At 55.4% G+C, this 26,912-nt stretch carries 29 protein-coding genes, 1 tRNA gene and 1 pseudogene; 23 read left to right on the plus strand and 8 right to left on the minus strand.

Annotation, left to right across the window (positions count from 1 at the left end):
• On the minus strand, positions 1–354 hold the full coding sequence (gene rpsF, locus AAC622_RS05050) for a 30S ribosomal protein S6 (protein WP_340242711.1): 354 nt from the start codon (positions 352–354) through the stop codon (positions 1–3).
• Between the two features lie 247 nt (positions 355–601).
• Here rpsF and fabD point away from each other — a divergent pair, with 247 nt between their 5' ends.
• The 5 genes from fabD to mltG all read left to right on the plus strand — a co-directional run bounded on the left by fabD (position 602) and on the right by mltG (position 5,346).
• The gene (gene fabD, locus AAC622_RS05055) at positions 602–1,534 is read left to right on the plus strand and encodes an ACP S-malonyltransferase (RefSeq protein WP_340260653.1); all 933 of its coding nucleotides are present in this window, start codon (positions 602–604) and stop codon (positions 1,532–1,534) included.
• Between the two features lie 11 nt (positions 1,535–1,545).
• Complete coding sequence (fabG, locus tag AAC622_RS05060) at positions 1,546–2,283, plus strand: 3-oxoacyl-[acyl-carrier-protein] reductase (protein ID WP_340260654.1); 738 nt, start codon at positions 1,546–1,548, stop codon at positions 2,281–2,283.
• Between the two features lie 213 nt (positions 2,284–2,496).
• A complete protein-coding gene (locus tag AAC622_RS05065) occupies positions 2,497–2,730 on the plus strand; it encodes an acyl carrier protein (protein WP_317654652.1) in 234 nt (77 codons plus the stop codon).
• 189 nt (positions 2,731–2,919) lie between these two features.
• Positions 2,920–4,176, plus strand: a complete 1,257-nt coding sequence (gene fabF, locus AAC622_RS05070) for a beta-ketoacyl-ACP synthase II (RefSeq protein ID WP_340260655.1) — start codon at positions 2,920–2,922, stop codon at positions 4,174–4,176.
• Positions 4,177–4,179: 3 nt separating this feature from the next.
• Positions 4,180–5,346 carry an endolytic transglycosylase MltG gene (gene mltG, locus AAC622_RS05075; RefSeq protein WP_340260657.1) on the plus strand — a complete coding sequence of 389 codons (1,167 nt, stop codon included), beginning with the start codon at positions 4,180–4,182 and terminating at the stop codon, positions 5,344–5,346.
• Here the strand turns inward: mltG and AAC622_RS12425 are convergent.
• A pseudogene (locus AAC622_RS12425) lies at positions 5,343–5,474 on the minus strand (V4R domain-containing protein); the annotation flags it as partial. The gene mltG and the pseudogene AAC622_RS12425 sit on opposite strands and share 4 nt — an antisense overlap.
• A 47-nt stretch (positions 5,475–5,521) precedes the next feature.
• Between AAC622_RS12425 and AAC622_RS05080 the strand changes: the two are divergent.
• Both AAC622_RS05080 and cysE read left to right on the plus strand, forming a co-directional pair.
• Complete coding sequence (locus AAC622_RS05080; protein ID WP_340260658.1) at positions 5,522–5,764, plus strand: hypothetical protein; 243 nt, start codon at positions 5,522–5,524, stop codon at positions 5,762–5,764.
• An 89-nt stretch (positions 5,765–5,853) separates the two neighbouring features.
• Positions 5,854–6,669 (plus strand): serine O-acetyltransferase, encoded by an 816-nt coding sequence (gene cysE, locus AAC622_RS05085; protein ID WP_340260659.1) that lies wholly within the window; start codon positions 5,854–5,856, stop codon positions 6,667–6,669.
• A gap of 36 nt (positions 6,670–6,705) precedes the next feature.
• On the opposite strand, the gene typA is transcribed toward cysE, so the two are convergent.
• Both typA and AAC622_RS05095 read right to left on the minus strand, forming a co-directional pair.
• Positions 6,706–8,523, minus strand: a complete 1,818-nt coding sequence (typA, locus tag AAC622_RS05090) for a translational GTPase TypA (protein ID WP_340260660.1) — start codon at positions 8,521–8,523, stop codon at positions 6,706–6,708.
• A gap of 107 nt (positions 8,524–8,630) precedes the next feature.
• Positions 8,631–8,720: transfer RNA gene (locus AAC622_RS05095), tRNA-Ser, on the minus strand.
• 323 nt (positions 8,721–9,043) lie between these two features.
• Here AAC622_RS05095 and rplU point away from each other — a divergent pair.
• The 7 genes from rplU (at position 9,044) to AAC622_RS05130 (ending at position 15,290) form a co-directional block, all read left to right on the plus strand.
• Complete coding sequence (gene rplU / locus AAC622_RS05100; protein WP_340260661.1) at positions 9,044–9,679, plus strand: 50S ribosomal protein L21; 636 nt, start codon at positions 9,044–9,046, stop codon at positions 9,677–9,679.
• Between the two features lie 12 nt (positions 9,680–9,691).
• Positions 9,692–9,961, plus strand: coding sequence for a 50S ribosomal protein L27 (gene rpmA, locus AAC622_RS05105; protein ID WP_317654644.1), 270 nt, complete (start codon positions 9,692–9,694; stop codon positions 9,959–9,961).
• A 97-nt stretch (positions 9,962–10,058) separates the two neighbouring features.
• Positions 10,059–10,598: a GNAT family N-acetyltransferase gene (locus tag AAC622_RS05110; protein ID WP_340260662.1), complete on the plus strand. Its 540-nt coding sequence runs from the start codon at positions 10,059–10,061 to the stop codon at positions 10,596–10,598.
• Between the two features lie 71 nt (positions 10,599–10,669).
• Complete coding sequence (obgE, locus tag AAC622_RS05115) at positions 10,670–11,710, plus strand: GTPase ObgE (protein ID WP_340260663.1); 1,041 nt, start codon at positions 10,670–10,672, stop codon at positions 11,708–11,710.
• 17 nt (positions 11,711–11,727) lie between these two features.
• Positions 11,728–12,834, plus strand: a complete 1,107-nt coding sequence (gene proB, locus AAC622_RS05120; protein ID WP_340261440.1) for a glutamate 5-kinase — start codon at positions 11,728–11,730, stop codon at positions 12,832–12,834.
• A 39-nt stretch (positions 12,835–12,873) separates the two neighbouring features.
• Positions 12,874–14,109, plus strand: a complete 1,236-nt coding sequence (locus tag AAC622_RS05125) for a glutamate-5-semialdehyde dehydrogenase (RefSeq protein WP_340261442.1) — start codon at positions 12,874–12,876, stop codon at positions 14,107–14,109.
• Complete coding sequence (locus AAC622_RS05130) at positions 14,106–15,290, plus strand: trans-sulfuration enzyme family protein (RefSeq protein WP_445322598.1); 1,185 nt, start codon at positions 14,106–14,108, stop codon at positions 15,288–15,290. Before AAC622_RS05125 ends, AAC622_RS05130 begins: the two co-directional genes overlap by 4 nt.
• Here AAC622_RS05130 and AAC622_RS05135 read toward each other — a convergent pair.
• Positions 15,287–15,673 (minus strand): hypothetical protein, encoded by a 387-nt coding sequence (locus AAC622_RS05135; RefSeq protein ID WP_340260665.1) that lies wholly within the window; start codon positions 15,671–15,673, stop codon positions 15,287–15,289. The two genes, AAC622_RS05130 and AAC622_RS05135, sit on opposite strands and share 4 nt — an antisense overlap.
• Before the next feature lie 189 nt (positions 15,674–15,862).
• Here AAC622_RS05135 and AAC622_RS05140 point away from each other — a divergent pair, with 189 nt between their 5' ends.
• The 8 genes from AAC622_RS05140 (at position 15,863) to AAC622_RS05175 (ending at position 24,309) form a co-directional block, all read left to right on the plus strand.
• Positions 15,863–16,918, plus strand: a complete 1,056-nt coding sequence (locus tag AAC622_RS05140) for an ATP-binding protein (RefSeq protein ID WP_340260667.1) — start codon at positions 15,863–15,865, stop codon at positions 16,916–16,918.
• Positions 16,919–17,127: 209 nt separating this feature from the next.
• The gene (locus tag AAC622_RS05145; RefSeq protein ID WP_340260668.1) at positions 17,128–18,147 is read left to right on the plus strand and encodes a PstS family phosphate ABC transporter substrate-binding protein; all 1,020 of its coding nucleotides are present in this window, start codon (positions 17,128–17,130) and stop codon (positions 18,145–18,147) included.
• A gap of 96 nt (positions 18,148–18,243) precedes the next feature.
• A complete protein-coding gene (gene pstC / locus AAC622_RS05150) occupies positions 18,244–19,812 on the plus strand; it encodes a phosphate ABC transporter permease subunit PstC (protein ID WP_340260669.1) in 1,569 nt (522 codons plus the stop codon).
• Entirely contained in the window at positions 19,812–21,581 is a 1,770-nt protein-coding gene (gene pstA / locus AAC622_RS05155) for a phosphate ABC transporter permease PstA (RefSeq protein WP_340260670.1), read from the plus strand. The genes pstC and pstA overlap by 1 nt, the downstream gene beginning before the upstream one ends.
• 3 nt (positions 21,582–21,584) lie before the next feature.
• Entirely contained in the window at positions 21,585–22,394 is an 810-nt protein-coding gene (gene pstB / locus AAC622_RS05160; protein WP_445322599.1) for a phosphate ABC transporter ATP-binding protein PstB, read from the plus strand.
• Between the two features lie 22 nt (positions 22,395–22,416).
• Positions 22,417–23,130, plus strand: a complete 714-nt coding sequence (phoU, locus tag AAC622_RS05165) for a phosphate signaling complex protein PhoU (RefSeq protein ID WP_340260672.1) — start codon at positions 22,417–22,419, stop codon at positions 23,128–23,130.
• A gap of 23 nt (positions 23,131–23,153) precedes the next feature.
• Positions 23,154–23,840, plus strand: coding sequence for a phosphate regulon transcriptional regulator PhoB (gene phoB / locus AAC622_RS05170; protein ID WP_340260674.1), 687 nt, complete (start codon positions 23,154–23,156; stop codon positions 23,838–23,840).
• A 193-nt stretch (positions 23,841–24,033) separates the two neighbouring features.
• Positions 24,034–24,309, plus strand: coding sequence for an autoinducer binding domain-containing protein (locus AAC622_RS05175; RefSeq protein WP_340260675.1), 276 nt, complete (start codon positions 24,034–24,036; stop codon positions 24,307–24,309).
• Between the two features lie 57 nt (positions 24,310–24,366).
• Here the strand turns inward: AAC622_RS05175 and AAC622_RS05180 are convergent, their stop codons facing one another.
• A complete protein-coding gene (locus AAC622_RS05180) occupies positions 24,367–24,540 on the minus strand; it encodes a hypothetical protein (RefSeq protein ID WP_340261519.1) in 174 nt (57 codons plus the stop codon).
• On the opposite strand from AAC622_RS05180, the gene AAC622_RS05185 reads away from it, so the two are divergent.
• The gene (locus tag AAC622_RS05185) at positions 24,475–24,783 is read left to right on the plus strand and encodes a sigma factor-like helix-turn-helix DNA-binding protein (RefSeq protein ID WP_340260677.1); all 309 of its coding nucleotides are present in this window, start codon (positions 24,475–24,477) and stop codon (positions 24,781–24,783) included. The genes AAC622_RS05180 and AAC622_RS05185 overlap by 66 nt on opposite strands.
• A 310-nt stretch (positions 24,784–25,093) precedes the next feature.
• Here the strand turns inward: AAC622_RS05185 and tsf are convergent, their stop codons facing one another.
• Positions 25,094–25,969: a translation elongation factor Ts gene (gene tsf, locus AAC622_RS05190; RefSeq protein ID WP_340260678.1), complete on the minus strand. Its 876-nt coding sequence runs from the start codon at positions 25,967–25,969 to the stop codon at positions 25,094–25,096.
• A 109-nt stretch (positions 25,970–26,078) separates the two neighbouring features.
• A complete protein-coding gene (gene rpsB, locus AAC622_RS05195) occupies positions 26,079–26,870 on the minus strand; it encodes a 30S ribosomal protein S2 (protein WP_340242730.1) in 792 nt (263 codons plus the stop codon).
• Between the last annotated feature and the right edge of the window lie 42 nt (positions 26,871–26,912).

Consider the following 26,912-nt stretch of genomic DNA (forward strand, 5'->3'; position numbering starts at 1 on the left):
TTAACGGCGCTCGCGGCGTTCGCCGCGTTCTTCGCGTTTTTGCATTTGAACCGAAGGGCCTTCTTCGTGGGCGTCAACCTTGATAGTCAAGACGCGCATCACGTCATCATGCAAGCGCATCAAACGCTCCATCTCATGCACGGCGGCCGAGGGGGCATCGCTGCGCAAGAAGGCATAATGGCCTTTGCGGTTCTTGTTGATTTTGTAGGCCATGGTCTTGATACCCCAATACTCGGCATCAACCACGGAACCACCATTGTCTTTGAGGACGGTGCTGAAATGCTCGATCAAGCTTTCAGCTTGCGCGTTGGACAAGTCCTGACGCGAGATCATAACATGCTCGTAAAGGGGCATGTGAACTCCGATACTGTTCGGGCGCGTTTCAAAGACCGATGCGTTCCACTTTCGCCCCATCAGTCACGAGGGATCACGCCGTTGCATTTATATTAGGCGAAAGTTACCTGCCTTATACACAGATCACGGCAGGGTGCAAGCTGTAGCGGGATTGCCGTAAAATCAGGGCAAAATTGCGGTTATGAATTGCCCTTGCCCCCTATATCTTGTAGCCATAACCCTAAGACAAACAAGTGGGAGAGGCAATATGAGCCGTGCTTTTATCTTTCCGGGCCAAGGGGCGCAGACCATTGGAATGGGCCGTGATTTGGCTGAAACCTACGCCGCGGCGCGCGCGGTGTTTGAAGAGGTGGATGAAGCACTGGGTCAAAGCCTGTCGCATTTGATTTGGGAGGGGGATCAGGACGAATTGACCCTGACCGCCAATGCGCAACCTGCGTTGATGGCAACGTCAATGGCCGCCGTGCGCGCGCTTGAGGCCGAAGGGTTTGCCTTTACAGAGCACGCAAGTTTTGTGGCGGGGCATTCTTTGGGCGAATATTCCGCGCTTTGTGCGGCAGGTAGCCTGTCGGTGGCGGATACGGCCAAGTTGTTACGCATTCGTGGCGATGCAATGCAAAAAGCTACGCCAAAAGGGCAGGGCGCGATGGCCGCAATCTTGGGCCTAGATTTTGATACGGTGGGGGATTTGGCCTCTGACGCGGCTGAAGGGGATGTTTGCCAAGCGGCCAATGACAATGACCCCGCGCAAGTTGTGATTTCGGGTCATGCGGCGGCGGTAGAGCGCGCCGTTGAGCTCGCCAAAGCACGCGGGGCCAAGCGCGCTGTGATGCTGCCTGTCTCTGCCCCCTTTCATTGCGCATTGATGCAACCTGCGGCCGATGCAATGGCGGAGGCGTTGGCAACTGTCACGTTAAACGCGCCTGTTGTGCCATTGGTCGGCAACGTGATGGCGGGGCCAAGCAATGACCCCGCACTGATCCGCGACAATCTGATCACGCAGGTCACAGGCCGCGTGCGGTGGCGCGAATCCGTGATGTGGATGGCGCAAAATGATGTGACCGAGGCGTGGGAGCTTGGCGCTGGCAAAGCGCTGTCTGGGATGGTCAAGCGCATTGCGCGCGAGATGGAGACAAAAGCAATCGGAACGGCCGCGGATATTGCCGCGCTAAAGGGATAAGGACGGGCTTTATGTTTGATTTGACAGGAAAATCTGCGCTTGTGACGGGCGCATCTGGGGGGATTGGTGCGGATATTGCGCGCGCGTTGCATAGCGCGGGGGCAGTGGTTGCCCTATCTGGAACGCGGGTTGAGCCGCTTGAGGCCCTCGCCGCTGAACTGGGTGAGCGCAGCCATGTTCTGCCGTGCAATTTGTCCGATGCTGAGGCGGTTGAAGCCCTGCCAAAACAAGCCATCGAGGCCATGGGCGCGATGGATATTTTGGTCAATAATGCGGGCATCACACGCGATAACCTGTTCATGCGGATGTCAGACGAGGAATGGGCACAGGTGTTGGCGGTTAATCTGACCTCAACCATGCGGCTGTGCCGCGGCGCGTTGCGCGGTATGATGAAATCGCGTTGGGGTCGGATCATCAATATCAGCTCTATCGTGGGGGCAACGGGCAATCCAGGGCAGGGGAATTATGCAGCCGCGAAAGCGGGCATGGTGGGCATGTCAAAAAGCCTTGCCTATGAGGTGGCGAGCCGTGGCGTGACTGTGAACTGTGTCGCGCCAGGTTTCATTGCAACACCGATGACAGATAAGCTGAATGATGATCAAAAAGCGGCCATCAATGTCAAAATCCCCGCAGGGCGGATGGGAACACCCGAAGAGATCGCGGCAGCCGTGCTGTATCTGGCATCAAATGAAGCGGGATATGTTACAGGGGCCACGTTGCATGTGAATGGCGGCATGGCGATGCTGTGACAGTTGTGCCGTTATGGTGGGATTGAGGCATTGCCTTATTTCGCAAACATGCTATAGCGGCGCTGGTTTTCACCGAAAGGCTTTGCTTTTCGGCGGCTTTGGTTCTGACCTTTCTCTGGTTGAGTCGGTTAGGATCGGGATTGAGCGGCCAAAATCGGCCCAGTGAAACAGTGCAGGGGATAAACCCACGCACGAAACGGATGAGGAAAGAACATGAGCGATATCGCAGGTCGCGTGAAGAAAATTGTTGTCGAGCATCTGAGCGTAGATGAAGACAAAGTGACTGAAAACGCCTCTTTCATTGACGATCTGGGCGCGGATTCGCTCGATACAGTCGAGTTGGTAATGGCGTTCGAGGAAGAGTTTGGCATCGAGATCCCCGATGATGCGGCGGAAACGATCCAGACTTTCGGCGATGCGGTCAAGTTCATCACTGACGCGCAATAAGTCATTCCCCCACAGTCCGCCTAGTGGCTGAGGGAAAGGTTTTGAAAACGGCATCGTTGCGGCGGTGCCGTTTTTTTGTGCCAAAATGGCAAGGGAATCTGCCTGATTTCTGCGAGAGGGATTGCCCATCTTGGCACCCCTAGGCTATCAACGTGCAAGCTTTCGCGAAACGAGAGAAGGGCAGTGAAGATGCGGCGCGTTGTTGTGACAGGATTGGGACTGGTGACACCTCTGGCCACAGGGGTGGAGGAGACATGGTCGCGGCTTTTGGCGGGCCAATCAGGGGCGGGTACCATCACCCGTTTTGACGCAAGCCATTTGGCAACGACCTATGCCTGTGAAGTGAAGCGCGGCGATGGGTCGGATGGAACCTTTAACCCTGATCTTTACATGGAGCCGAAAGAACAGCGCAAAGTGGATGAATTCATCCTATATGGCGTTGCGGCGGCAGAGCAGGCCATCAAAGACGCAGGATGGGAGCCCGAAGATCGCGATGCTCTTGAGCGCACAGGTGTTTTGATTGGGTCGGGCATTGGTGGCTTGGCCTCAATTGCGGAAACATCCATCACGCTTAAGGAAAAAGGGCCGCGCCGTGTATCGCCTTTCTTTGTGCCAGGTGCGCTGATCAACCTGATCTCTGGGCAAGTGTCGATAAAATATGGCTTTCGTGGGCCAAACCATGCGGTTGTAACGGCCTGTTCAACGGGCGCACATGCCATTGGGGACGCGGCGCGTCTGATCCAATGGGGCGATGCGGATGTAATGATTGCAGGCGGTGCAGAAAGCCCGATTTGTGAAATTGGTATTGCGGGCTTTAACGCGTGTAAGGCGCTGTCGACCAAGCGGGGCGATGAGCCGCAAAAAGCCAGCCGTCCATGGGATAGCGACAGTGACGGGTTCGTCATGGGCGAAGGCGCGGGCGTGGTTGTGTTGGAGGAATATGAACACGCCAAAGCCCGCGGCGCAAAAATCTATGCAGAAATTTTAGGCTATGGCCTGTCGGGCGATGCCCATCACATCACGGCCCCACCGCCTGACCATGAAGGGGCCGAGCGCGCGATGCGTGCCGCACTTAAGCGTGCAGGGCTAGCGCCGTCAGATGTGGATTACGTCAATGCGCATGGCACCTCGACCATGGCCGATACCATTGAATTGGGCGCGGTTGAGCGGTTGATGGGGGATCATGCGAAAAATCTGCTGATGTCCTCAACAAAATCCGCAACAGGACATTTGTTGGGTGCAGCGGGCGCGATTGAGGCGATCTTCTCTATCTTGGCCATTCGTGACCAAATCGCCCCCCCAACAATTAACCTTGATACGCCTGCGGCAGAAACGGCCATCAATCTTTGCGCCAATCAGGCTGTGAAGGGCGAGATCAATGTGGTGCAGAGCAATTCCTTTGGCTTTGGTGGGACAAATGCCTGTCTGATTATGAGGAAAGTCTGACATATGTGGAAAAGCGTGGCTGCGAATGCGTTCAGCCTGCTGATTGTGCTATGTATCGCCGTGGCTGGCGCGATCGGGTGGGGTCAGCGGGAATTTACCAAGGAAGGGCCGCTTGAGGGGCCGATCTTTTTCGAGGTGCCGCGCGGTGCGGGCCTGTCGCAAGTGGCCGCGCGTTTGGCCGAAGCGGGGGCTGTGACGCATCCTGCGATTTTTCGTTTGGGAGCAGAATATAGTGACATGGCAGGCGCTATTCGTGCAGGGTCTTTTGAAATCCCTGCGCGCGCCTCTATGGAGGAGATTTTGGGGGTCATCACCCAAAATGCCGCCCCCGTTTATCGTTATGTTGCAACCTATGTTCTGCGCATTGATGGCACGGGCGAGCAGCGTCTGGTCGAGCGGGTGCCTGGCACGGGCGAAGTTATTGAATTGGCTGAATTTGCCTATGATGCGGAAATCCCAACGATTTACAGCGAAATCACTGAAAGCGGCGCAAGCATTGCCTATCGCGTGTCGATCCCAGAAGGTTTGACATCTTGGCAGATTGTTGAAGGGCTTAAATCAGCAGAATTCCTAACCGGTGAGGTGGCGGAGATCCCTTCCGAAGGGTTATTGGCCCCGGACACCTACGAGGCCACGCGCGGCATGGCGCGGGCGGAGCTGTTGGTTCAGATGCAAGCCCGCCAAGAGGCCATTTTGATGGAGGCGTGGGCCAATCGTGCAGAGAACCTGCCAATCAGCACGCCGCAAGAGGCGTTGATCTTGGCCTCAATCATCGAAAAAGAAACGGGGCAGGCTGAAGAGCGCGGGGTTGTTGCAAGTGTCTTTACCAATCGTCTGCGGCTGGGAATGCGTTTGCAGACTGACCCGACTGTGATCTACGGCGTCACGGAGGGGCAAGGCGTGTTGGGGCGCGGCTTGCGGCGCAGTGAACTTGACCGCGTAACCCCCTGGAACACGTATCAAATTGACGGCCTGCCACCAACGCCGATTGCAAATCCAGGACGCGCTTCTATTGAAGCTGCGTTGAACCCTGACGACACGAATTACATCTTTTTCGTGGCAGATGGCACAGGCGGTCACGCATTTGCTGAAACATTGGCCGAGCATAACCGAAATGTCGCGCACTGGCGCGAGATTGAGGCGGATGCACGAGCCAATTCTGGAAATTAACCGCGTCGCAGAACGAAACGGCAGGCGTTCGCGCCTGCAGCAGCGCAAGCTGTTTCACGGCAGATGACATCAGGACTGACGAGGCGGCGATAGAGCCGTTCAAAAACCGCGCAGTGCCAGTGGCACAACAGACCCTATTTTCTCATAACGCAGCATCGGGTTGGGGGTCACGGGATTGGTCACATCCACGCTCACGGGCACGCTGAGCACATGGGCGATTGGGGTCGCAGACGACCCCTTGCGATTTGGATCAGGCATATTTTTGGGTGTCAATTCATGGGTGAACGGGCCGCAAGCGCCGCTTGTTTATTGGTCACCAACTGCCCTTACCCTGACTGCAGAAGGCGGTGTGTTTTCGGGTGGAACGGTGCGATTGGTGGCGCATTACATCGAATTAAGCCTGCCCGATTTGGTCTAACTTGCCCCAAATTTTGAAAGCGCATTGGGTTTTCAAATATGCTATACCTGCTATATCGTTTGCCTGAATTGACGTGATGGAGGCAGAATATGGCCCAAACACATTTAAAACCATCGAAGCTTGATCCCGTATGGGATCGCATCTTGCGCGAGGCGGAGGAGGCTATTGTGGCCGAGCCTCTGCTAGGTGGTGTGATCCATGGCTGCGTGCTGCATCATAAATCGCTAGAGGCGGCATTGGCCTATCGGATGTCGCAGAAGCTGGCCTCAAGTGAGATGAGCGAACAAATCCTGCGTGAGATTGCAGACGAGGCCTATCGCAGCGACCCATCTCTTGGGGCAGCGGCCCGTGCGGATATTGTTGCCGTGACTGATCGCGACCCTGCCTGCCATCGTTTCATCCAACCGCTTCTCTATTTCAAAGGGTTTCAAGCGGTGCAGGCCTATCGTTTGGGTCATTGGCTGTGGCAGCAGGGACGGCGCGATTTTGCATATTTCATCCAAATGCGAACCTCTGAGCTATTCGGCGTGGATATCCACCCCAATGCGCGGATCGGGCAGGGGATCATGATCGACCACGCGCATTCTATCGTGATCGGTGAAACGGCCGTGGTCGGCGACAATGTGTCGATGCTGCATTCGGTGACCTTAGGCGGTACAGGCAAAGAGGAAGAAGATCGGCATCCCAAAATTGGGGATGGCGTGTTGATCGGCGCAGGCGCTAAAGTTTTGGGCAATATCCGTGTTGGTCATTGCTCGCGCATTGCTGCTGGTTCTGTTGTCCTGCACGAGGTGCCTGATTGCACCACAGTTGCGGGGGTGCCTGCAAAGGTTGTGGGTGAGGCAGGGTGCGCACAGCCCTCTATCAGCATGGATCAACTTTTACCGACTGGCAAAAACGAATAAGGAAAAGCCCGCCAAAATGACGGGCTTTTTTCTTTATCAGCTTGCCGCGCGCGATTGGCGTTTACGCTCGTGCGGATCAAGGAAGCGCTTGCGCAAACGGATCGAATTTGGCGTCACTTCAACCAGTTCATCATCATCAACATAGGCGATGGCCTCTTCGAGGCTGAATTGAACATGCGGGGTCAGGCGCACCGCCTCATCAGAGCCAGAGGCGCGCACATTTGTCAATTTTTTGCCCTTAAGCGGGTTCACTTCTAGATCATTGTCGCGGCTATGTTCGCCAATGATCATGCCTTGATAGACCTTTTCCTGCGGGCCAATGAACATGCGGCCACGCTCTTCAAGGTTCCACAGGGCATAGGCCACGGCCTCGCCATCTTCCATCGAGATCAAAACGCCTGCGCGCCGACCGGGAATTGGCCCTTTATGGGGTGCCCATTCGTGAAAGACGCGGTTCAGCACGCCCGTGCCGCGCGTATCGGTCAAGAATTCCCCGTGATAGCCGATCAAACCACGCGATGGCACATGTGCCACGATACGGGTCTTGCCGCCATTTTGCTTCATCTCGACCAGATCGCCCTTGCGCGGGCCTGTGATTTTCTCAATCACCGCCCCTGCATATTCATCATCCACATCGACAGTCACTTCTTCGATTGGTTCTAGGCGTTGACCGCCTTCCTCACGGAACAACACTTGCGGGCGAGAAATCGACAGTTCAAACCCCTCGCGGCGCATGTTCTCGATCAAGACACCCATCTGCAATTCGCCGCGCCCTGCGACCTCAAACGCCTCGCCGCCAGGTGTATCAGTGACCTTAATGGCCACATTCGATTCTGCCTCTTTCATCAGACGCTCACGGATCACACGGCTTTGCACCTTTTTGCCATCGCGGCCTGCTAGAGGGCTGTCATTGATGCCGAAGGTCACGGTAATCGTAGGCGGATCAATCGGTTGCGCAGGGATCGCCTCTGTGACTTGAGGCGCGCAGATTGTATCTGCCACAGTGGCCTTGGTCATACCCGCAAGGGTCACAATATCCCCCGCTTCAGCTGCATCGATAGGTTGCTGGCCTAAGCCGCGGAAGGCCAAGATTTTGCTTACCCGAAAGCTTTCGATCTGGGTGCCATCACGCGACAGCGCCTTAACGGTTTCATTTGGCTTTAGCGTGCCGCTTTCAACGCGCCCTGTCAGGATGCGCCCAATAAACGGGTCAGAACCAAGCGTTGTGGCCAGCATCCGAAACGGCGCGCTGCGTTCTGCAATCTGACGCGGGGCAGGGACATGGCGCATCACCAGTTCAAACAGCGCCGTCAAATCCTTGCGCGGCCCTTCCAGCGATGTATCCGCCCAACCAGAGCGCCCCGATGCATAGAGATGCGGGAAATCAAGCTGCTCATCACTTGCCCCAAGCGAAGCAAAAAGATCAAAACATTCGTTCAAGGCGCGATCAGGCTCGGCATCTGGTTTATCCACCTTGTTCAGCACAACAATAGGGCGCAGGCCTAGCGCCAGTGCCTTGGACGTTACGAATTTCGTCTGCGGCATGGGCCCTTCGGCGGCATCCACCAACAACACCACGCCATCCACCATGCTCAAAATGCGCTCCACCTCGCCGCCGAAATCGGCATGGCCTGGAGTGTCCACAATGTTAATGCGCGCGCCATTCCATTCCACGCTGGTGGCTTTCGCCAGAATAGTGATCCCGCGCTCGCGCTCTAGGTCATTGCTGTCCATCGCGCGCTCAGCCACGGCTTGGTTCTCGCGGAAGGCGCCCGATTGCTTGAGCAGCTCATCAACAAGGGTTGTTTTGCCATGGTCGACATGGGCGATAATCGCGATATTACGCAGTTCCATCGGAATTCCTTATCCGCAAAGGGGGAGAGTTTCGCAGGCCCATAACGGCAAAGCCCGACAAAAGCCAGACGCAAATGCGCGGGGCAGGGATTGGGTGTTCAGGGATGTGGCGGAGAGACAGGGATTCGAACCCTGGGTGGAGTCACCCCCACAACGGTTTTCGAGACCGCCCCGTTCGACCACTCCGGCACCTCTCCGCGCTTTGGGTCAGGGTGGTGGGGGAATAGCGGCAGGCGGCAGGGCGCGCAAGGGGGTGTGGGCAGCTGCTTGCAAGATTTTTTGCGGCCTTGAATGCATAGCCCTATTTGCCATGATTTGCCTCTGACTTTACCTTGACAGTCAAACGCCCTTGGGGCATACGCAGCGCACAGGCCGCGCGAGGTGACTCGGGCGGTTTCTGATTTTTTGTGATGAACGCCCTGAAATCAGGGTGCGCAGCCAGAGGCGCAAGTGGGTCAAACCCTTGCATCAACACCCCAAGGCGGGGGCCGCACGGCGCGGAACTGGAAAGGGAAGACCCATGTTCGCGGTCCTTAAGACAGGCGGCAAACAGTATAAGGTGCAGGCGGGTGACGTTCTGCGCGTTGAAAAACTGGCGGCTGCAGCGGGTGAAACCGTTCAATTCAACGAAATTCTGATGGTCGGTGGCGACAAGCCAATGCTTGGTGCGCCGCTTGTGTCTGGTGCTGCTGTTCAGGCCACTGTGATCGACCAGATCAAAGGCGAAAAGCTGATCCACTTCGTTAAGCGCCGCCGTAAGCACAGCTCTAAGCGCACGAAGGGCCATCGTCAGCAACTGACCCTGTTGCGCGTGACAGAGATCCTTGCCTCGGGCGCGGACAAATCTGGCGTTAAGGCGGCTGTTGGCGCGGGTTCTGTTTCTGCGGCTGAAATGGCGGCCTTGGTTGCAGCAACCCCTGCAAAAGCCCCTGCCAAGAAGGCAGCGGCACCGAAGGCGGCAGACGCGGCAGAGAAGCCTGCAAAGGCAGCCGCGAAAAAGCCTGCGGCCGCAAAGGCGGAGGATGCAAAGGCAGACGCCCCTAAAAAGGCCCCTGCCAAGAAAGCAGCCCCCAAGAAGGACGCCGCCGAGAAGAAAGCCGCAGCACCTAAAAAGGCAGCTGCGAAACCAAAAGCCGCGAAAGCGGACAAGGCATAAGGAGAGAGACACATGGCACATAAAAAAGCAGGTGGCTCGTCCCGCAACGGCCGCGACAGTGCTGGTCGCCGCCTTGGCATTAAGAAATTCGGTGGCGAAGCCGTAATTCCAGGCAACATCATCTGCCGTCAACGCGGCACAAAATGGTGGCCGGGTGAAGGTGTTGGCATTGGCAAAGATCACACGATCTTCGCAACCGCCGAGGGCAATGTCAGCTTCCGCAAGGGCTTTAAGGGCCGCACATTTATATCCGTGTTGCCGACAGCAGAAGCTGCTGAGTAACGCCACGCTTTTCGCGATGATTTCGAAAAGGGGCCGGCGTTTCAGCCGGCCCTTTTTTTCGTTGGTTAAGCCCTAAAATGGGGCAATAGGTGCGATCATGAAGCAAGACAAAATCACCGCGCAATCTGTCATCACGACAGGTCGCTTGCAGCTGCGCCCCTTAAGCATCGCGGATACAGGGTTGATGTCGCTTTACGCATCCGACAAACGCGTGGCCGAGATGACACCCAATATCCCGCATCCGCTGCCACCAGGGGCAGTTGAAGCCATGATTGAGCGCGCCTTGGCGGATCAATCCCAAGATGTGATTTGGGCCATTGATGCCAGCCCTTCAGGTGGGGCGGAATTGGTTGGCGTGATCGAATTGCACCAAATGGATCGCGGGCAGTCGGAAATCCGCTATTGGGTGGCCCCCACAATGTGGAATACGGGTATCGCCTCTGAAGTGGTGCGCGCCCTCATTGCTGCCAATCCGCTAGCCAATGACACAATTTTCGCAAGCGTCTTTCAAGACAACCCAAGCTCGGCGCGGGTTTTGGTGAATGCAGGCTTTGAATATCTGGGCGATGCAGAAAGCTATTCAGTCGCGCGCAGCGCGGCATTGCCCACATGGACATATTTGAAAAAACTGATCTAAGGCGCTAAGGCAGGTCAGACATTCCTAATTCGGCAAGGGAGCGCCATAAGCTGCCCGCGAAAGGTGAACTTATGAAATTCCTTGATCTTGCCAAAGTTTATATCCGCTCGGGCGCGGGCGGTTCTGGCTGCGTCAGCTTTCGCCGCGAAAAATTCATTGAATATGGCGGCCCTGATGGTGGCGATGGCGGGCGCGGCGGTGATGTCTGGGCGGTTGCGGTTGATGGGCTAAACACCCTTATTGATTTTCGCTATCAGCAGCATTTCTTTGCCAAAAACGGGCAGCCTGGCATGGGGCGGCAGCGCACGGGCAAAGATGGTGACGAGATCATTTTGCGCGTGCCTGCGGGCACAGAAATCCTAGATGAGGATATGGAAACCATCATCGCCGATCTGACCGAGGTTGGCCAGCGCGTGCTGTTGGCCAAGGGAGGAAATGGTGGCTTTGGGAACTTACATTTCAAATCTGCCACCAATCAGGCCCCCCGCCGTGCAAATCCTGGCCAAGAGGCGGTCGAGCGCACCATTTGGCTGCGCCTTAAACTGATTGCGGATGCGGGGCTTTTGGGTTTGCCAAATGCGGGGAAATCGACATTTCTCGCAGCAACGTCCAATGCCCGCCCGAAAATCGCGGATTATCCCTTTACCACCCTGCACCCGAATTTGGGGGTTGTTGGGGTCGATGGGGTCGAATTTGTGGTTGCTGACATCCCTGGTTTGATCGAAGGCGCATCTGAGGGCAGGGGGCTTGGCGATCTCTTTTTGGGTCATATCGAACGCTGCGCGATCTTGTTGCATCTCATTGATGGCACATCCGAGGATGTCGTGGGTGATTGTGAAACCATTCTGACCGAGCTAGAGGCCTATTCAGACGCACTGTATGACAAGCCCCGTGTCACAGTTCTCAATAAAATTGACGCGCTCAGCGATGAAGAAATCACCGAAAAGCGCGAGGCCTTGCAAAAGGCGATTGGCGGTAAAGTCATGTTGATGTCAGGGGTCGCAAAAACAGGCGTGACCGAGGTGTTACGGGTCTTGCGCGCGGGGATTGATGACAGCAATCTGCGCCAAAAGAAATTGGACGCAAAGGAAGACGAAGCGTGGCGGCCATAACACAGCCCCAGCAGGCGGTGCCGCAACTGGCACAGGCGCGGCGATTGGTGGTTAAAATCGGCTCGGCCCTTTTGGTCGATGGTGTATCGGGCCAATTGCGCGAGGCATGGTTGCAAGATTTGACCGCGGATATCGCGCGGCTGCGCAATCGCGGTACGGATGTGATCGTGGTGTCGTCTGGTTCAATCGCGCTTGGTCGCGGCGTGCTTGGATTTGGGGCCAAGGCGCTCTCCCTTGACGAGGCGCAGGCCGCCGCCGCCGTAGGGCAAATCCGTTTGGCCCGCGCCTATGAAGAATATCTCGCCCCGCATGGGATCACGGCCGCACAAATCCTGCTGACCTTGGATGATAGCGAGGATCGGCGGCGCTATTTGAACACGCGCGCGACTTTTGCAACGCTTCTCGCACAGGGTGCTGTTCCCATCGTCAACGAAAATGACACTATTGCCACTGATGAAATCCGCTATGGCGACAATGATCGTCTGGCGGCGAATGTGGCCGCCATGGCGGGCGCGGATCAATGTATTTTGTTGTCAGATGTGGATGGGCTTTATTCCGCCAACCCTTCACAAGACCCAAGCGCCATACATTTCCCCGTGATCCATGACATCACCCCTGAGATCGAGGCGATGGCAGGCGATGCGGGAACGGGTCTGTCAAAGGGTGGAATGAAAACCAAACTGATGGCCGCACGCAATGCCATGAGTGCAGGATGCGCCATGGCGATTGCCCAAGGGGCGGTGAGTGCGCCCCTTTCGGCGATTGAGGGCGGCGCGCGGGTGACATGGTTTATTCCAACACTCGACCCCCAAGATGCGCGCAAGCGTTGGATTTTGGGAATGAAGCCCAAAGGCAGCCTGACCTTGGACGCTGGTGCGTTGCGCGCGCTCAATCTGGGGAAGTCTCTGCTGCCTGCTGGGGTGCATAAGGTTTCAGGCAGTTTCTTGCGCGGCGATCCTGTAGAACTGCTTGGCCAAGACGGCGCGCATATCGGAATTGGCTTGTCGCGCTATAGTGCCGATGAAACCAAGATTATTGCAGGCCATCATTCTGATCAGATTGAAGAATTACTTGGCTATCCAGGGCGCGCGGCCTTGGTGCATCGCGATGACATGGCCTTATAAGGGAGGGCTTCGCCAGTGACAGAGGATATCACAGGATTGATGAACGGCCTATGCTCGAGCGCGAAAACTGCGGCGCGCGCCTTGGCCATAGCATCGGCTGAACGCAAACATGCAGCCCTGATTGGCGCGGCAGACTATGTGTGGAAATTCCGCGCGGATATTCTGGCCGCGAATGCGCAAGATCTGGATTACGGACGTGGAAAAGGGCTGACAGCGGCGATGATGGATCGCCTCACCCTGACCGAGGATCGACTGCGCGATATCGTGGGTGGCCTGCGGGCGATTGCAGAACAGCCCGATCCGATTGGCGCCACGATTGCAGAATGGGACAGGCCCACAGGGTTGCATATCGCCCGCGTGCGCACCCCGCTTGGCGTGATTGGCGTCATCTATGAAAGCCGCCCCAATGTGACTGCGGATGCAGCGGCGCTATGCCTGAAATCTGGCAATGCCGTGATCTTGCGGGGGGGATCGGAAAGCTTTCATTCTTCGCGCGCCATCCATGCCGCAATTGTGCGTGGCGTCACTGAGGCTAACCTGCCCGCAGAGGCCGTGCAAATCGTGCCAACACGGGATCGCGCGGCCGTCAGTGCCATGTTGAATGCACAAGGACAGATTGATGTCATCGTGCCGCGCGGTGGCAAGGCCTTGGTCGGTTTGGTGCAGGCTGAGGCCCGCGTGCCTGTCTTTGCCCATCTTGAGGGCATCTGCCACATCTATATCGACAAGGATGCCGATTTGGATAAGGCGCTGCGCGTGGTGTTAAATGCAAAAACCCGCCGCACAGGTATTTGTGGCGCGGCTGAATGTTTGCTGATCCATCAAGACGCGATCAATAGCCATGCGGAACCCATTATTGCCGCACTCGTTGCTGCAGGGGTTGAGGTGCGCGCCGATGGGGCCTTGGCCGATATCGCAGGCACAAAGCGCGCCGCACCAGACGATTTTGGCAAGGAATTCTTGGAAATGATCATTGCGGCCAAGCCCGTGGAAAACCTATCTGCTGCGATGGATCATATTGCCCAGTTTGGCTCGAGCCATACGGATGCGATCCTGACGGAAAACCCTGAGGCCGCACAGATTTTTGCCGCGAATGTCGACAGCGCGATTGTGATGGTCAACGCCTCAACCCAATTCGCCGATGGTGGGGAATTTGGAATGGGTGCTGAAATCGGTATCGCCACAGGCAAAATGCACGCCCGCGGGCCCGTAGGCGCAGAGCAGCTGACCTCATTCAAATATATCGTCAAAGGAAATGGGACGACCCGCGCATGAGTAAAGATCCCAAAACCACCAGTCAGATCATCCGCCGTCAAGCCATGGATATTGGCGCGGCACGGCCAGTGGCCACACCTTTGCACCAATCCGTGGTCTATGCCGCAGGCAGCCCTGACCAACTGGACGCGCAATATAGCGGGCAATTGGCGGGCTATACCTATGCGCGCGAAGGTCATCCTAACGCAGCCGCATTGGCCACGCGTATTGATACGCTAGAAGGCGCAGAAGGCGGCCTGATCACGGGGTCTGGCATGGCCGCAATCACCGCCGCACTTCTTGGGCTTTTGAAGGCGGGCGATCACATGATCGGCGCTGACCAGCTATATGGCCGCTCCTTGCGGTTGATGTCGCAAGACCTGCCGCGTTTTGGAATCGACACCGGTCAGTTTGATCCGACCGATGCGCCAAGCCTTAAACGCGCCCTTCGCCCCAATACGAAGTTGGTTTTGGTCGAGGCCCTCTCAAATCCCACCTTGCGTGTGGCCGATATGGCAGGCATTGCCGAGATTTGCGCCCAACATGGTTTGGTCATGGTATTGGATAACACCTTCACCACGCCGGCAATGATGCGCAGCTATGAGGTTGGGGCAGATATCATCATCCATTCCGTGACCAAGCTTTTGGCGGGCCATGCCGATGTGACCTTGGGATATGTTGCCGCGAAAAACCCAGACCATCGCAAAGCGATCTATGATTTTGCGGTCACAACGGGCATGACGCCTGCACCCTATGAATGTTGGCTGGCCGAACGGGGTTTGTTCACCTTTGATCTGCGCTATGCGCGGGCACAGGAAAATGCAGCCGCCTTGGCCGAATTTTTGGCCCATCATCCAAAGGTAAAGCGCGTGCTATATCCAACGCGTCCCGACCACCCTGATCACAACCGCGCCATGGCGCTATTTGAGGGGCAGGGGGGCAATATGCTGTCCTTTGAGATTGAGGGCGGTCGCGAGGCGGCAAATCGCTTTGTGCAAGCGGCCCCCAATATCGCCTTTGCGCCCACATTGGGGGATGTGGCCTGCTCCCTCAGCCATCCCGCCTCGAGCAGTCACCGCGCCTTGACCCCTGAGGGGCGCGCGGCCCTTGGCATCAGCGAAGGCTTTTTCCGCCTGTCAGTCGGGATCGAAGATGTAACGCAACTGAAATCCGATTTCACAGCGGCATTGGCGGCGGTCTAAACCCTGATGTACCTGTCCTTATCGCCCAAAACCAACAGGCTAACCGTGAACCCCAAGGCCTGATTTTCCAGTTCTTGTCGGATCAAAGAGGGGTCAGGCAGCTTATCGCAAATGACCACCAACCGCCCCCGAAATGCGGCATTGCGCAATTGAGCCGCCAGTTCAATCGCGTCAAATTTCGGGCCAATCAAGGGTGAGATCACCATATCAGGGCGCTCAGTGGCCAAAATTTCGGGCATTTTATCAATATTCGCCGCCATAACCATTTCCGCGGCATCAACCACCATGCGCGGCAAACGAGAGGCGAGATTTGGGGGGACATCCACCAAAACCAAGTTGCGCATCTGACGCAACGCGGTGTCGTTATTCGAAGCCGTTGACATCGTGCCGCACTCTCAATTCGGACATCTAAACCCTAACGCCCAATCCATTATCCGCCGCAAAATCGTTACAGATGCAACTAATTAGAATGAAAAAGCACAAAAAAAAAGGGGCGGTCGACATTTTCCGAAACTTGGCGAAGCTAAGCGGCGTATTGATTCGACCCTTTACCCCCTGAAAAGGCCTAGAAAATGAGCAACACCCATTCCTTTGAGGCAATTGTGACAGCCATGTTCGATTGCGTGCCTGATCCAATGGTGCGCTTGGGGCCGAATGGTATTTTGCTCGAACAAAACGAAGAAGCCGAGGCCATGTTTGGAACATGGGCGCAAGGCCGCTCTTATGTGACACTGTTTCGCCAGCCCACTTTGGCACAGGCCATTGAACAGGTTTTGCAATCTGGGATCTCATCCGAGGCGGAATTTATCCAAACCAGCACCGCAGGCGCCGAGCGGTTTATCGTACGCATCACGGCCTTGCCCGAGGCAAAGCTTGGCATTGTCTTGCATTTCGAAGATGTCACCCATCTGACCGAGGTCGAAGAAATGCGCCGCGATTTTGTGGCCAATGTCAGCCATGAATTGCGCAGCCCGCTTACGGCAATTCTTGGGTTTATCGAAACGCTGCGCGGGCCTGCCGCCAAAGACCCCGCAGCACAATCGCGTTTCTTGCAGATCATGCAAGATGAAGCACAGCGGATGAACCGCCTGATCGGGGATCTTTTGTCGCTTTCACGGGTTGAATCGCAACAGCGTCAACGCCCTGATCAAGTGATAGACGTAATGCATGTAGTCTCGCGCGTGCAGGCAGCCTTGCGCCCCTTGGTCGAAGAAAGCGGCTGTCAGGTGATGATACAGCGCCCCGATGATGTCAGCACCGAATTGCGCGGCGACAGCGATCAACTGACACAGGTTTTCCGCAACCTTATTGAAAACGCCCTGAAATATGGCGGACAGAACAAGACCGTAACAATCAAGATGCGCCACGAGACAGGGCAGGGCAGCCTGAAGGGCAGGCTTTTATGTGTCGATGTCATCGATCAGGGGGAAGGAATTGATCCTTTGCACATCCCGCGCCTGACAGAGCGATTCTATCGCGTGGACAATCACCGAAGTCGCGCCATGGGGGGAACGGGTTTGGGCCTTGCGATTGTGAAACACATCGTCCAGCGCCATCGCGGGCGTTTGAAAATCACTTCGGAACAGGGGAAAGGCAGCTGCTTTTCCGTGATTCTTCCTAGCGAATAACCATCGGAATTCGCCGTTTTCCTAAAGTAATGCTCAAAATTTCGGAATTTCGCAGAATTTTCACAAAATTCTGGCAATCCGAGGGCATTGTCATATAAATGTTACGTTTCTGTCACAAAAGCTTGGCGAACGACGCATAGGCAGGCTCACAAGAGCGCGGCACTGGTGCCCGTTCTGCCAACCCGAAAACCACTTGGAGTGACAGAAGAATGTCTTTCACAAAATTGACCGTTTCCGCCCTTGCCTTGGCGGCATTCTCCGCAACGGGCGCAGCCGCACAAAGCCGTGACTATGTGAGCATCGCGGGCTCATCCACGGTTCTGCCTTATGCAAATATCGTTGCCGAAGCGTTTGGCGCTGAAACCGATTTCGCAACCCCCGTTGTTGAGGGTGGCGGTTCGTCCACTGGTCGCCGTATGCTGTGCGAAGGCGTTGGCGAAGGCACAATCGATATCGCGAACTCCTCTAGCTTGATGAAAGATTCCGAGCGCGAAACATGCGCAGGCAACGGCGTAACCCCAATCGAAGTTCGCATTGGCTATGACGGCATCGTATTCGCGTCTGACATCAATGGCCCTTCTTTCGCTTTCACACCTGCAGATATCTACTTGGCGCTTGCCGCTGAGTTGCCTGTTGATGGCGCAATGGTTGCCAACCCAAACACCAACTGGGCTGACGTAAATGGCGATCTTCCTTCTCAGGAAATCAACATGTTCGTTCCTGGCACGAACCACGGCACACGCGAAGTTTTCGAAGAAAAAGTGATCCTCGCAGGCTGTGAGGAAACTGGCGCTGCAGAAGCAATGGCTGCTATGGGCATGGACGAAGATGCGGTTGAAGAGGCCTGCATGACCCTGCGCACCGATGGCCGTTCTGTAGATATCGAAGGCGACTACACACAGACGCTTGCAAATCTCGACAGCACCCCAACAGGTCTTGGCGTATTCGGTCTGTCTTTCTATGAAAACAACACCGACCGTCTTCAGGTTGCGACTATGTCTGGCGTGACCCCAACCGTTGATGCAATCGCATCTGGCGAATACCCCGTATCGCGCCCTCTGCAGTTCTACGTCAAGCAAGAGCATATCGGCGTGATCCCAGGTTTGAAGGAATATGTTGAGTTCTTCATCTCTGACGAAATCGCAGGCCCTGGTGGCCCATTGTCTGAATACGGCCTTGTTCCTGATCCAGAATTGGCAGCGACCCAAGCAATGGTTGCAGGCCTCTAAGATCTGACAGTTTTCGAAATTGGATCTGGGCGGTTCCACCGCCCAGATCCACCCCGCCCAAAGGGCAAAACTTACAAGAGCAGAGCGGACGACCAAATGCCCCTGACCATCAGCATTTCGCTTGTTTTGGCCCTAATCGCAGTACTTGCGATTGTGGGCTTTTTTATCGGGCGCGCCCGCGCGATTTCTGTCGCAAACGGGGTTGAGTCGAGCCTGCATTCGCTTCCGAAACAACATGGCATGCATGTGGCCCTTGCAGCCTCTGTGCCAGCACTGATTTTCATTATCCTCTGGTCGATTGGATCAGGGATTGCTTCGAACAGCTATACCGCCTCGATCATTGATCCCAATGCACCTGAATTGCAGTTATCCGCTGACGTCACCGATGGCTTGCCGCAGGACGAGATAGATGTCCGCCTTGCCGCGCAGCGCGATCTCTTCGTGGCGAATGTCAAAGGGTTGGCAGTTGCGATTGATGGCGATATTGCCAATGGCAACACAACCGAAGCCGATATTGAGGGCTGGCGTGTAGATTTCACCCCGTTGGCGCAGCGTTTGCGTGATAACGGGCAAATCATTGGCGCGAATATCTCGCAAAAAATGTTTGAGACAGCTTTGCGCCTGCGCAGCTTTAACGCCACGGTCGAACTGACAGGGCGGCTCGGCGCAATATTTTTGGCCATCGGCGGGTTTCTCTATGGTCTAAAATTGATCAACCGCGATTTCCGCGCGCGCACCTCGGTCGAGCGTTGGATCCTTGCCTTTTTGATCTTTGCCTCCACCATCGCCATTTTGACGACTGTTGGCATTCTATCGGCCATCACATTGCCCACCTTGGCCTTTTTCAAGGAATATGGGATTTTCAATTTCCTCTTTGGGATGGAGTGGGCCCCTGCAGGCGATGTTGCGGGCGCGCCTGAGGATCCAGATGGCAGTTATGTCTCGGCGCTTGGGTTTTTGCCCTTGATCTGGGGCACGCTTTACATCGCGCTTGTGGCACTTTTGGTCGCGGTTCCCTTAGGCCTGTCTGCGGCAATCTACCTGTCGGAATTCGCCCCAAGCGCGTTGCGCGCCACGATCAAACCCGCGCTAGAGATCCTCGCAGGTATCCCGACAATCGTCTATGGTATCTTCGCCCTTGTGACAGTCGGCCCCTTTTTGCAGGCGGTCGTGGGATCAACAATTATGCCCAACACGGTCTCGGTTCTTACCGCAGGCGTGGTGATGGGGATGATGTTGGTGCCGTTCGTCTCGTCTTTGTCCGATGACGTGATCAACGCCGTGCCACAGGCGATGCGCGATGGCTCGCTTGGTCTGGGGGCAACACCTGCGGAAACAGTGACCAAGGTGATCTTGCCTGCCGCCCTGCCGGGTATTGTGGGCGCCATCGTTTTGGCCGCATCCCGCGCGATAGGGGAAACCATGATTGTGGTTCTGGCCGCAGGTGCATTGTCCTCGGTCACAGGGTTGGAGCCAAACCCCTTCGGGGCGGTTGTGACTGTGACAACCCGCATCGTGGCCGTCCTCACGGGCGAGGGGTCAGGGTTTGACTCGATTGATGTTCTGGCGGTTTTCGCGCTGGCCTTCACGCTCTTCTTCGTCACGCTGGGGTTGAACCTGCTCGCACAGCGGATTGTTGCCAAATATCGGGAGCAGTATGACTGATGACTGATCTGTCCAACCCCTCTGATCTGCCAAAGCACAAGATACAATCGCTATATGCGCGCTCAAAACAGGTGCAAAAGCGTCACCAAAAGGGTCTTGCGCTGCGCATTCTTGGCATCTCGGCCATCACAGTGGTTTTGTTTTTTCTGTGTGTGCTTCTGTGGTCAATCGTCTCGCGCGGCACCCCTGCGCTCTGGCAATATCAAGCCGAAATAGAACTCTATTACGACCCTGCAATCCTGAATGAAAACGGGGGCGAAGTTATGCCAGAGGAAATCGCTGATGTCAGCCTGCGCTCGGGGTTTGAGCGCGGGATTTACGCAAACTCCCTAAAAGCCACAATTGAGGCCGCAGGGATTGATGTGATGGCCACTGTGACAGCGCGCTATGCTGACCGCGCGGAGGAAATTCTTGCCCAAGCAGGGCTTATGGATGGGGCAGGCGTGCCTTTGTCGGATCTGCGAAATGGTGCTGTCGCAGGCGGCGATGTCGCCCGTATCTTCGGCCAAGCGGGCAGCGCCTTGCGCGGGGCACAATCTGCCCTTGAGGGCGATGATATCGCGGCCGCAAATACCGCGCTTGAGGCTGCCGTTATGGCCCTTTCTGGTGCGGGCTTTGCATCTGCCGCGTCACAGGTTCAGGCCATTGCCGATGGGATCACGGCTGACGCCGTGCCCGCTGCCGCCGCCGCATTGGCGCAAACTGGCCTGCAATCCGCCTTACTCGATGCCGCAGGTCTGATGCGCCAACCCGCAGAATTTGATGACGCGGCCTTGGCCTCGATGATCTATGCCGCCAATCGCCGTGATACGCGCGATTACCTTATGGCTAATCCTAATCTGGTCGGCGAAACTGAATTCACTGGCGTGCCTGTTGCAATTTCACTCACCCGCTATCTGACGGGTGAATTACAGGGCGGTGGTCAGGCCGATATGCCACCTGGTTTTGAATTGGGTCATCTGGCTATGGCGGATGCAATGGTTGAGGCCGACATCATCAATCGCCATTTCCATTGGAAATTCTTCACCAATCTTTATTCGCAAAGCGGTGAGATCACGGGGATTGGCCCTGCCTTGATGGGCTCGCTCTATATGATGCTGGTGGTCTTGGTGTTCTCGCTAATTTTTGGGGTCGCAGCCTCGATTTATCTTGAGGAATTTGCGCCCAAAAACAAATTCACTGATTTCATCGAGATCAACATTGCCAACCTTGCGGCGGTGCCGTCCATCGTGTTCGGTATCCTTGGGGCTGCGATTTTGTTCGCGCTGACGGATCTAGGCATTACGACCTCTATTCGCGGCACGGCCTTGCTTGGTGGTTTTGTTCTGTCTTTGATGACCCTGCCCACCATTGTGATCGCCACCCGCGCAGCCCTCAAGGCGGTGCCGCCTTCAATCCGCGAAGCAGCACTTGGGGTAGGGGCCTCGAAGGTGCAGGCCATGTTTCACCATATTCTGCCCCTCGCAGCACCCGGCATTCTAACGGGCACAATTATCGGTATCGCGCAGGCCCTTGGGGAAACTGCACCTTTGCTGTTGATTGGTCTGTCTGTATCAACGGGGGCGGATCTGCTATCCTCTCCCTTCAGCGGGGGTCTGTTGGAGCAGACGCAATCGATGCCAACGGTTGTTTACCTTTTGGCACAAAACGAAGATGCGCCCGTGCGCGAAGGCTTGGCACAATCCGCGATTATCGTGATGCTGGCCCTTCTGTTCTTGTTAAACTTCCTCGCCATTATCCTGCGCCGTAAATTCGAGCGGAGGTGGTAAGTCATGGAGACGAAAGTGAATAATATGCAACTCGACACCCGTATTGCAGGCGAGGATGCCATCAAGATCGCCGCGCGGAATGTGCAGGTCTATTATGGCGACACCCATGCGATTAAGGATGTGAATGTCGATATTCTCGATAAAACTGTGACCGCCTTTATTGGCCCGTCAGGTTGCGGGAAATCGACCTTTCTGCGTTGTTTGAACCGCATGAATGACACCATCTCGATTGCGCGTATTGAGGGCGATATTCGCATTGATGGCGAGGATATTTACGACCGCCGCGTTGACCCTGTGCAATTGCGCGCCAAGGTGGGAATGGTATTCCAAAAACCAAACCCATTCCCAAAATCCATTTACGAAAACGTGGCCTATGGCCCGCGCATCCACGGCTTGGCCCGCAGCAAGGCTGATCTAGACGAGATTGTCGAAAAAAGTTTGCGCCGTGCGGCCCTTTGGAATGAGGTGAAAGACCGCCTTGATGCCCCAGGAACGGGTCTATCGGGCGGGCAGCAGCAGCGCCTTTGTATCGGGCGGGCTGTGGCCACCAACCCTGAGATTTTGCTTATGGACGAGCCTTGTTCAGCGCTTGACCCAATCGCGACCGCGCAGGTGGAAGAACTTATTGACGAGCTGCGCAGCAATTATTCGGTGGTGATTGTAACCCACTCGATGCAGCAGGCAGCGCGGGTCAGCCAAAAGACCGCGTTTTTCCACCTAGGAAACTTGGTTGAATTTGACGACACCTCGAAAATTTTTACCAATCCCGAAGACCCGCGCACCGAAAGCTATATTACGGGCCGTATCGGTTAATTATTGGCTTGAAAGGGCTGCCATGAACACGAATGAACATATCGTTTCCTCATTTGACCGCGACCTAGAGGGCATTCAGGCGGGGATCATGAAGATGGGCGGGTTGGTCGAGGACTCGATCCATAAATCGGTCTTGGCTCTGGACACGCGCGACCCTGAACTGGCCGATCTGGTGCGGGCAGGGGACGCGGCCATTGATGCCTTGGAAACCCAAGTGAACGAAGAAGCCGCGCGCATTTTGGCCTTACGCTCGCCTACAGCGTCCGATTTGCGCACTGTGCTTTCTGTTTTCCGCGTCTCGACCAATTTGGAACGGATTGGGGATTATTCGAAGAACATCGCCAAGCGCAGCCACGCGGTGATGGCGCAGCCCGCGATTGAGGGCGCAACTGCCTCACTGCGCCGAATGGCGCGGGAGGTGGAAATGATGCTTAAAGATGTGCTTGATGCCTATATCCAACGGGATCTGGGCTTGGCCGAAGATGTGCGCGAGCGTGATCTTGAAATTGATCAGATTTATTCTGCACTTTTCCGCGAATATCTGACCTTTATGATGGAAGATCCAAGATCAATTACGGCCTGTATGCATCTGCATTTTATGGCAAAAAACATTGAACGCATGGGGGATCATGTCACCTCGATTGCAGAGCAGGTGGTCTATCTCGTAACGGGTTCGATGCCCGAGGATATCCGCCCCAAGCAAGATGTGATCTCTGAAGCTTCAGACAAGTCGTAAACCAATCCAAAGAGTAGAGTGACATGGCACATTCCCCCGTAATTTTGGTTGTCGAAGACGAACCCGCACAGCGCGAGGTTTTGGCCTATAATATCGCGGCCGAAGGGTTTGACGTGCTGACCGCTGATAGCGGTGATGAGGCATTGCTTATCGCGCGCGAAACACCGCCCGATTTGATTATCTTGGATTGGATGCTGCCCAATGTGTCAGGCATCGAAGTGTGTCGTCAGTTAAAGTCAGGCACGCAAACGGCGCGGATTCCTGTGATCATGCTTTCTGCGCGATCCGAAGAAGTCGATAAAATTCGCGGCCTTGAGACGGGCGCGGATGACTATGTCACGAAACCTTATTCCTTGGCCGAACTTTTGGCTCGCACCCGCAGCCAGTTGCGCCGCACACGGCCATCTTCGGTGGGGGAGACATTGGAATATGAGGATATCAAACTCGACACCAGCGCACATCGCGCATTTCGCGGTGAAACACAGATTAATCTTGGGCCGACTGAGTTTCGTTTGCTGACCGCGTTTATGGAACGTCCTGGTCGCGTTTGGAGCCGTGAACAATTGCTCGACCGCGTATGGGGCCGCGATATCTATGTCGACAGTCGCACAGTCGATGTCCATGTTGGTCGTCTGCGCAAGGCGCTCCGAGGCGGGGGCGAGGGTGACCCAATTCGCACTGTCCGCGGCGCTGGATACGCGCTTGGGTGATCATGGGGGCACAACAATTCGAGCCTACCCATTTGTCCGATAATCATGATTATGTTAATTTTTGTGATGCGGAAACACGCGGGATCACTTCAATAAAGCATTACAACCACTTAATTTAACAAAGAAATAATATTCGCTCGACAGCCATCCCCTCGGCGCAGATACATTTAATTCGCTAAACTTGGGGGTTGTTATGGTTGATGCACGAACTGCGCGTTACTTAGCCTGCGCTGATGCCGAGAGCTTGGTCGCGCTTCATCAAGAGATGCTGACGTCTTACAGCTTTCGCTATTTCATATATGCCACCAACCCGATTGCTGCTGAATTTGGCAAAACGGGTCACGCGCATGACAACCGTATCCTGCACAACTGCCCAAAAACGTTGATTGCGGGCTATGTTGGCGAAAATCTCTACCGCGTCTGTCCCATCGTCAAATGGGCCATGTCCAACACTGGTGCAGAACCTTGAACGCATCTGTCTTCAGCGCCACCTGACGGAACCGCGTTATCTCGTGCCGAGCGCGAATTATTTGAGCTTTTTACGGCTCACGCGATCACAGCGGGACATACAGTCTCGCTGCCACGGCGCCACCATGCGGCGAATGCGGAATTCGGATTGATCGGCGCTGAACATATGACCCAAAAGGCGCTTATCGAGATATGGGATGAACACGGTGAAATTATCTTTGCCTATTGTCATCTGTTTCACCTATCCGCCACTGCACTGCCCGTCTCGCCACATTTGCGAATCCTAACCGAACGGCAGCGCGAAGCATTGGAATTGGTGATCAAGGGACGCACCATGCGCGAAATAGCCTTTGCCATGGAGATAAATGTAACAACGGTTGAGAAACATCTACGCAGCGCACGAGATGTGCTACAGGCTGACACAACAGCACAGGCTGCCGCTAAGGCACTGGTTTTAAATCGAATTTTTATTTAAAATTGATCTCAGAACAATTTTATTAACTAATTATTAACCTATCTCACAGTTGCGTGACCATGGTCAGCCCTGAGGAATTCCTCAATGTCGAATGTTCTTAAATCGAATATAATAATGCTATGTGTCGCGCGGTGTCCCCCGCAGGCACATACAGGTTGTACCTAGAGCAACCTGTCAGTCCCGCGTCCCCAAATAAAAAGCGGGCTGTTGGCGGCGTCATTCATGTCCCTGAGTGACGCCGTTTTCATTTTACAAGAAAAAAGGCAGGGGTTGCCCCCTGCCCTTCATTGTTTCGCAATTTGGTGCGGAGTTAGCCTTGAACGGCCCTAGCAACTTCTGCGGCGAAATCTTCTTTCTCAACCACAATGCCTTCACCAACCTCAAGGCGCACAAACCCTGTCAGCTCAACACCCGCTTCTTTCGCTGCAGACGCGACAGTCAGGTCTGGGTTGATGACGAAGGCTTGGTTCACCAAGGTCACCTCGGAGAGGAATTTCTGCATACGGCCTTCGATCATCTTCTCGATGACGGCCTCTGGCTTGCCAGATTCACGCGCGATGTCGATTTGCACCTGACGCTCTTTTTCCACAATTGCAGGATCCAGATCATCCGCAGACAAGGATGCAGGGTTCACCGCCGCAACATGCATCGCCACCTGACGGGCAAAACCTTCATCGGTGCCATTGAACGCGACAAGAACGCCGATCTTGCCCATGCCATCAGCCGCGGCGTTGTGCACATAAGACACAACCGTCTGGCCCGACAATTTTGCCATGCGGCGCAGCGCCATGTTTTCACCGATTTTCGCAATTGCATCGGTGATCACGGTTTCAACAGGCTTGCCGCCCATATCCGCCGCTTTCAAGGCGTCTACATCATCCACGTCAAGCGCCGCTTGCGCGATGCCTGCAACCATGGATTGGAATTCAGCGTTTTTCGCAACGAAATCGGTTTCCGAGTTCACTTCAACCGCAACCGCGCTGCCGTTTGAGACTGCAACAGCAACCAAACCTTCGGCCGCGGTGCGACCAGATTTCTTGGCCGCTTTCGCCAAACCTTTGGTGCGCAACCAGTCAATCGCGGCGTCAAAATCGCCATCGGTTTCGGTCAGCGCTTTTTTTGCGTCCATCATGCCTGCGCCAGTTGCTTCGCGCAGGTCTTTTACCATTGCAGCAGTAATTGCCATGGTGAGAATCTCCTGATTTGTAAGTCAGGCGGGGATATGCCCCGCCGATATGTCACAGATATGTCAGTCGAGCGGAAAAGGCGCGCTTTCCCGCCAAACTTAGAACCCCTCAGGCAGAAGCGTCTTCTGCGGCTTCTTCAGCAGGCGCTGCTTCGGCCAAGGTTTCTTCGACAGTCTCTTCCATTGCGCCAAGATCAACGCCAGCTGCATCCATCTGCACGCTCATCCCATCAAGGGCTGCGCGCGAGATCAGATCACAGTAAAGGCTGATGGCACGCGCCGCGTCATCATTTCCAGGAATGACGTAATCCACGCCTGCGGGCGAACAGTTGCTATCAACAACCGCCACAACAGGAATGCCCAGCTTGTTAGCTTCGGCAATGGCGAGGTCTTCTTTGTTGACGTCAATCACAAAGATCAGATCAGGCAGGCCGCCCATTTCGCGGATACCGCCAAGCGAGGCTTGCAGCTTCGCCTGATCGCGCTCCATGCCAAGACGCTCTTTCTTGGTCAGGCCTTCAATACCATTTTGCATCGCTTCATCAATCTCGTTCAAACGCTTGATTGAGTTGGAAACAGTCTGCCAGTTGGTCAGCGTGCCGCCCAACCAACGGTGGTTCATGTAATACTGTGCGCAACGCTCTGCCGCTTCGGCAATGGGGCGCTGTGCCTGACGCTTGGTGCCTACGAACAAGATGCTGCCGCCTTTGGCAACAGTTTCGCGCACAGCAACCAAAGCCTGCTCAAGCAGGTCAACAGTCTGGGTCAGGTCAAGAATGTGAATCCCATTGCGGTCGCCGTAGATATACGGGGCCATGCGAGGGTTCCAACGATGGGTCTGGTGACCAAAGTGAACGCCAGCTTCCAAAAGCTGACGCAAAGAAAAATCAGGAAGCGCCATAATACTTTCCTTTCCGGTTTGCGCCTGAGCGAGGGATCAGGG

Origin of the sequence: Roseobacter sp. HKCCA0882 (assembly GCF_037805225.1) — a bacterium.
In the GTDB taxonomy this organism is placed as follows: domain Bacteria; phylum Pseudomonadota; class Alphaproteobacteria; order Rhodobacterales; family Rhodobacteraceae; genus M30B80.

Excerpts from the sequence above, each read along its gene's own strand:
- AAC622_RS05175 (WP_340260675.1), top strand. The coding sequence starts at position 24,034 with ATGGTTGATGCACGAACTGCGCGTTACTTAGCCTGCGCTGATGCCGAG.
- AAC622_RS05140 (WP_340260667.1), top strand. The coding sequence starts at position 15,863 with ATGAGCAACACCCATTCCTTTGAGGCAATTGTGACAGCCATGTTCGAT.
- AAC622_RS05135 (WP_340260665.1), bottom strand. The coding sequence starts at position 15,673 with ATGTCAACGGCTTCGAATAACGACACCGCGTTGCGTCAGATGCGCAAC.
- phoB (WP_340260674.1), top strand. The coding sequence starts at position 23,154 with ATGGCACATTCCCCCGTAATTTTGGTTGTCGAAGACGAACCCGCACAG.
- AAC622_RS05180 (WP_340261519.1), bottom strand. The coding sequence starts at position 24,540 with ATGACAATAGGCAAAGATAATTTCACCGTGTTCATCCCATATCTCGAT.
- AAC622_RS05065 (WP_317654652.1), top strand. The coding sequence starts at position 2,497 with ATGAGCGATATCGCAGGTCGCGTGAAGAAAATTGTTGTCGAGCATCTG.
- AAC622_RS05110 (WP_340260662.1), top strand. The coding sequence starts at position 10,059 with ATGAAGCAAGACAAAATCACCGCGCAATCTGTCATCACGACAGGTCGC.
- fabG (WP_340260654.1), top strand. The coding sequence starts at position 1,546 with ATGTTTGATTTGACAGGAAAATCTGCGCTTGTGACGGGCGCATCTGGG.
- rpsB (WP_340242730.1), bottom strand. The coding sequence starts at position 26,870 with ATGGCGCTTCCTGATTTTTCTTTGCGTCAGCTTTTGGAAGCTGGCGTT.
- AAC622_RS05185 (WP_340260677.1), top strand. The coding sequence starts at position 24,475 with ATGACCCAAAAGGCGCTTATCGAGATATGGGATGAACACGGTGAAATT.
- rplU (WP_340260661.1), top strand. The coding sequence starts at position 9,044 with ATGTTCGCGGTCCTTAAGACAGGCGGCAAACAGTATAAGGTGCAGGCG.
- rpmA (WP_317654644.1), top strand. The coding sequence starts at position 9,692 with ATGGCACATAAAAAAGCAGGTGGCTCGTCCCGCAACGGCCGCGACAGT.
- typA (WP_340260660.1), bottom strand. The coding sequence starts at position 8,523 with ATGGAACTGCGTAATATCGCGATTATCGCCCATGTCGACCATGGCAAA.
- pstB (WP_445322599.1), top strand. The coding sequence starts at position 21,585 with ATGGAGACGAAAGTGAATAATATGCAACTCGACACCCGTATTGCAGGC.
- obgE (WP_340260663.1), top strand. The coding sequence starts at position 10,670 with ATGAAATTCCTTGATCTTGCCAAAGTTTATATCCGCTCGGGCGCGGGC.
- tsf (WP_340260678.1), bottom strand. The coding sequence starts at position 25,969 with ATGGCAATTACTGCTGCAATGGTAAAAGACCTGCGCGAAGCAACTGGC.
- AAC622_RS05145 (WP_340260668.1), top strand. The coding sequence starts at position 17,128 with ATGTCTTTCACAAAATTGACCGTTTCCGCCCTTGCCTTGGCGGCATTC.
- pstC (WP_340260669.1), top strand. The coding sequence starts at position 18,244 with ATGCCCCTGACCATCAGCATTTCGCTTGTTTTGGCCCTAATCGCAGTA.
- mltG (WP_340260657.1), top strand. The coding sequence starts at position 4,180 with ATGTGGAAAAGCGTGGCTGCGAATGCGTTCAGCCTGCTGATTGTGCTA.
- fabF (WP_340260655.1), top strand. The coding sequence starts at position 2,920 with ATGCGGCGCGTTGTTGTGACAGGATTGGGACTGGTGACACCTCTGGCC.
- AAC622_RS05130 (WP_445322598.1), top strand. The coding sequence starts at position 14,106 with ATGAGTAAAGATCCCAAAACCACCAGTCAGATCATCCGCCGTCAAGCC.
- rpsF (WP_340242711.1), bottom strand. The coding sequence starts at position 354 with ATGCCCCTTTACGAGCATGTTATGATCTCGCGTCAGGACTTGTCCAAC.
- pstA (WP_340260670.1), top strand. The coding sequence starts at position 19,812 with ATGACTGATCTGTCCAACCCCTCTGATCTGCCAAAGCACAAGATACAA.
- fabD (WP_340260653.1), top strand. The coding sequence starts at position 602 with ATGAGCCGTGCTTTTATCTTTCCGGGCCAAGGGGCGCAGACCATTGGA.
- AAC622_RS05125 (WP_340261442.1), top strand. The coding sequence starts at position 12,874 with ATGAACGGCCTATGCTCGAGCGCGAAAACTGCGGCGCGCGCCTTGGCC.
- phoU (WP_340260672.1), top strand. The coding sequence starts at position 22,417 with ATGAACACGAATGAACATATCGTTTCCTCATTTGACCGCGACCTAGAG.
- cysE (WP_340260659.1), top strand. The coding sequence starts at position 5,854 with ATGGCCCAAACACATTTAAAACCATCGAAGCTTGATCCCGTATGGGAT.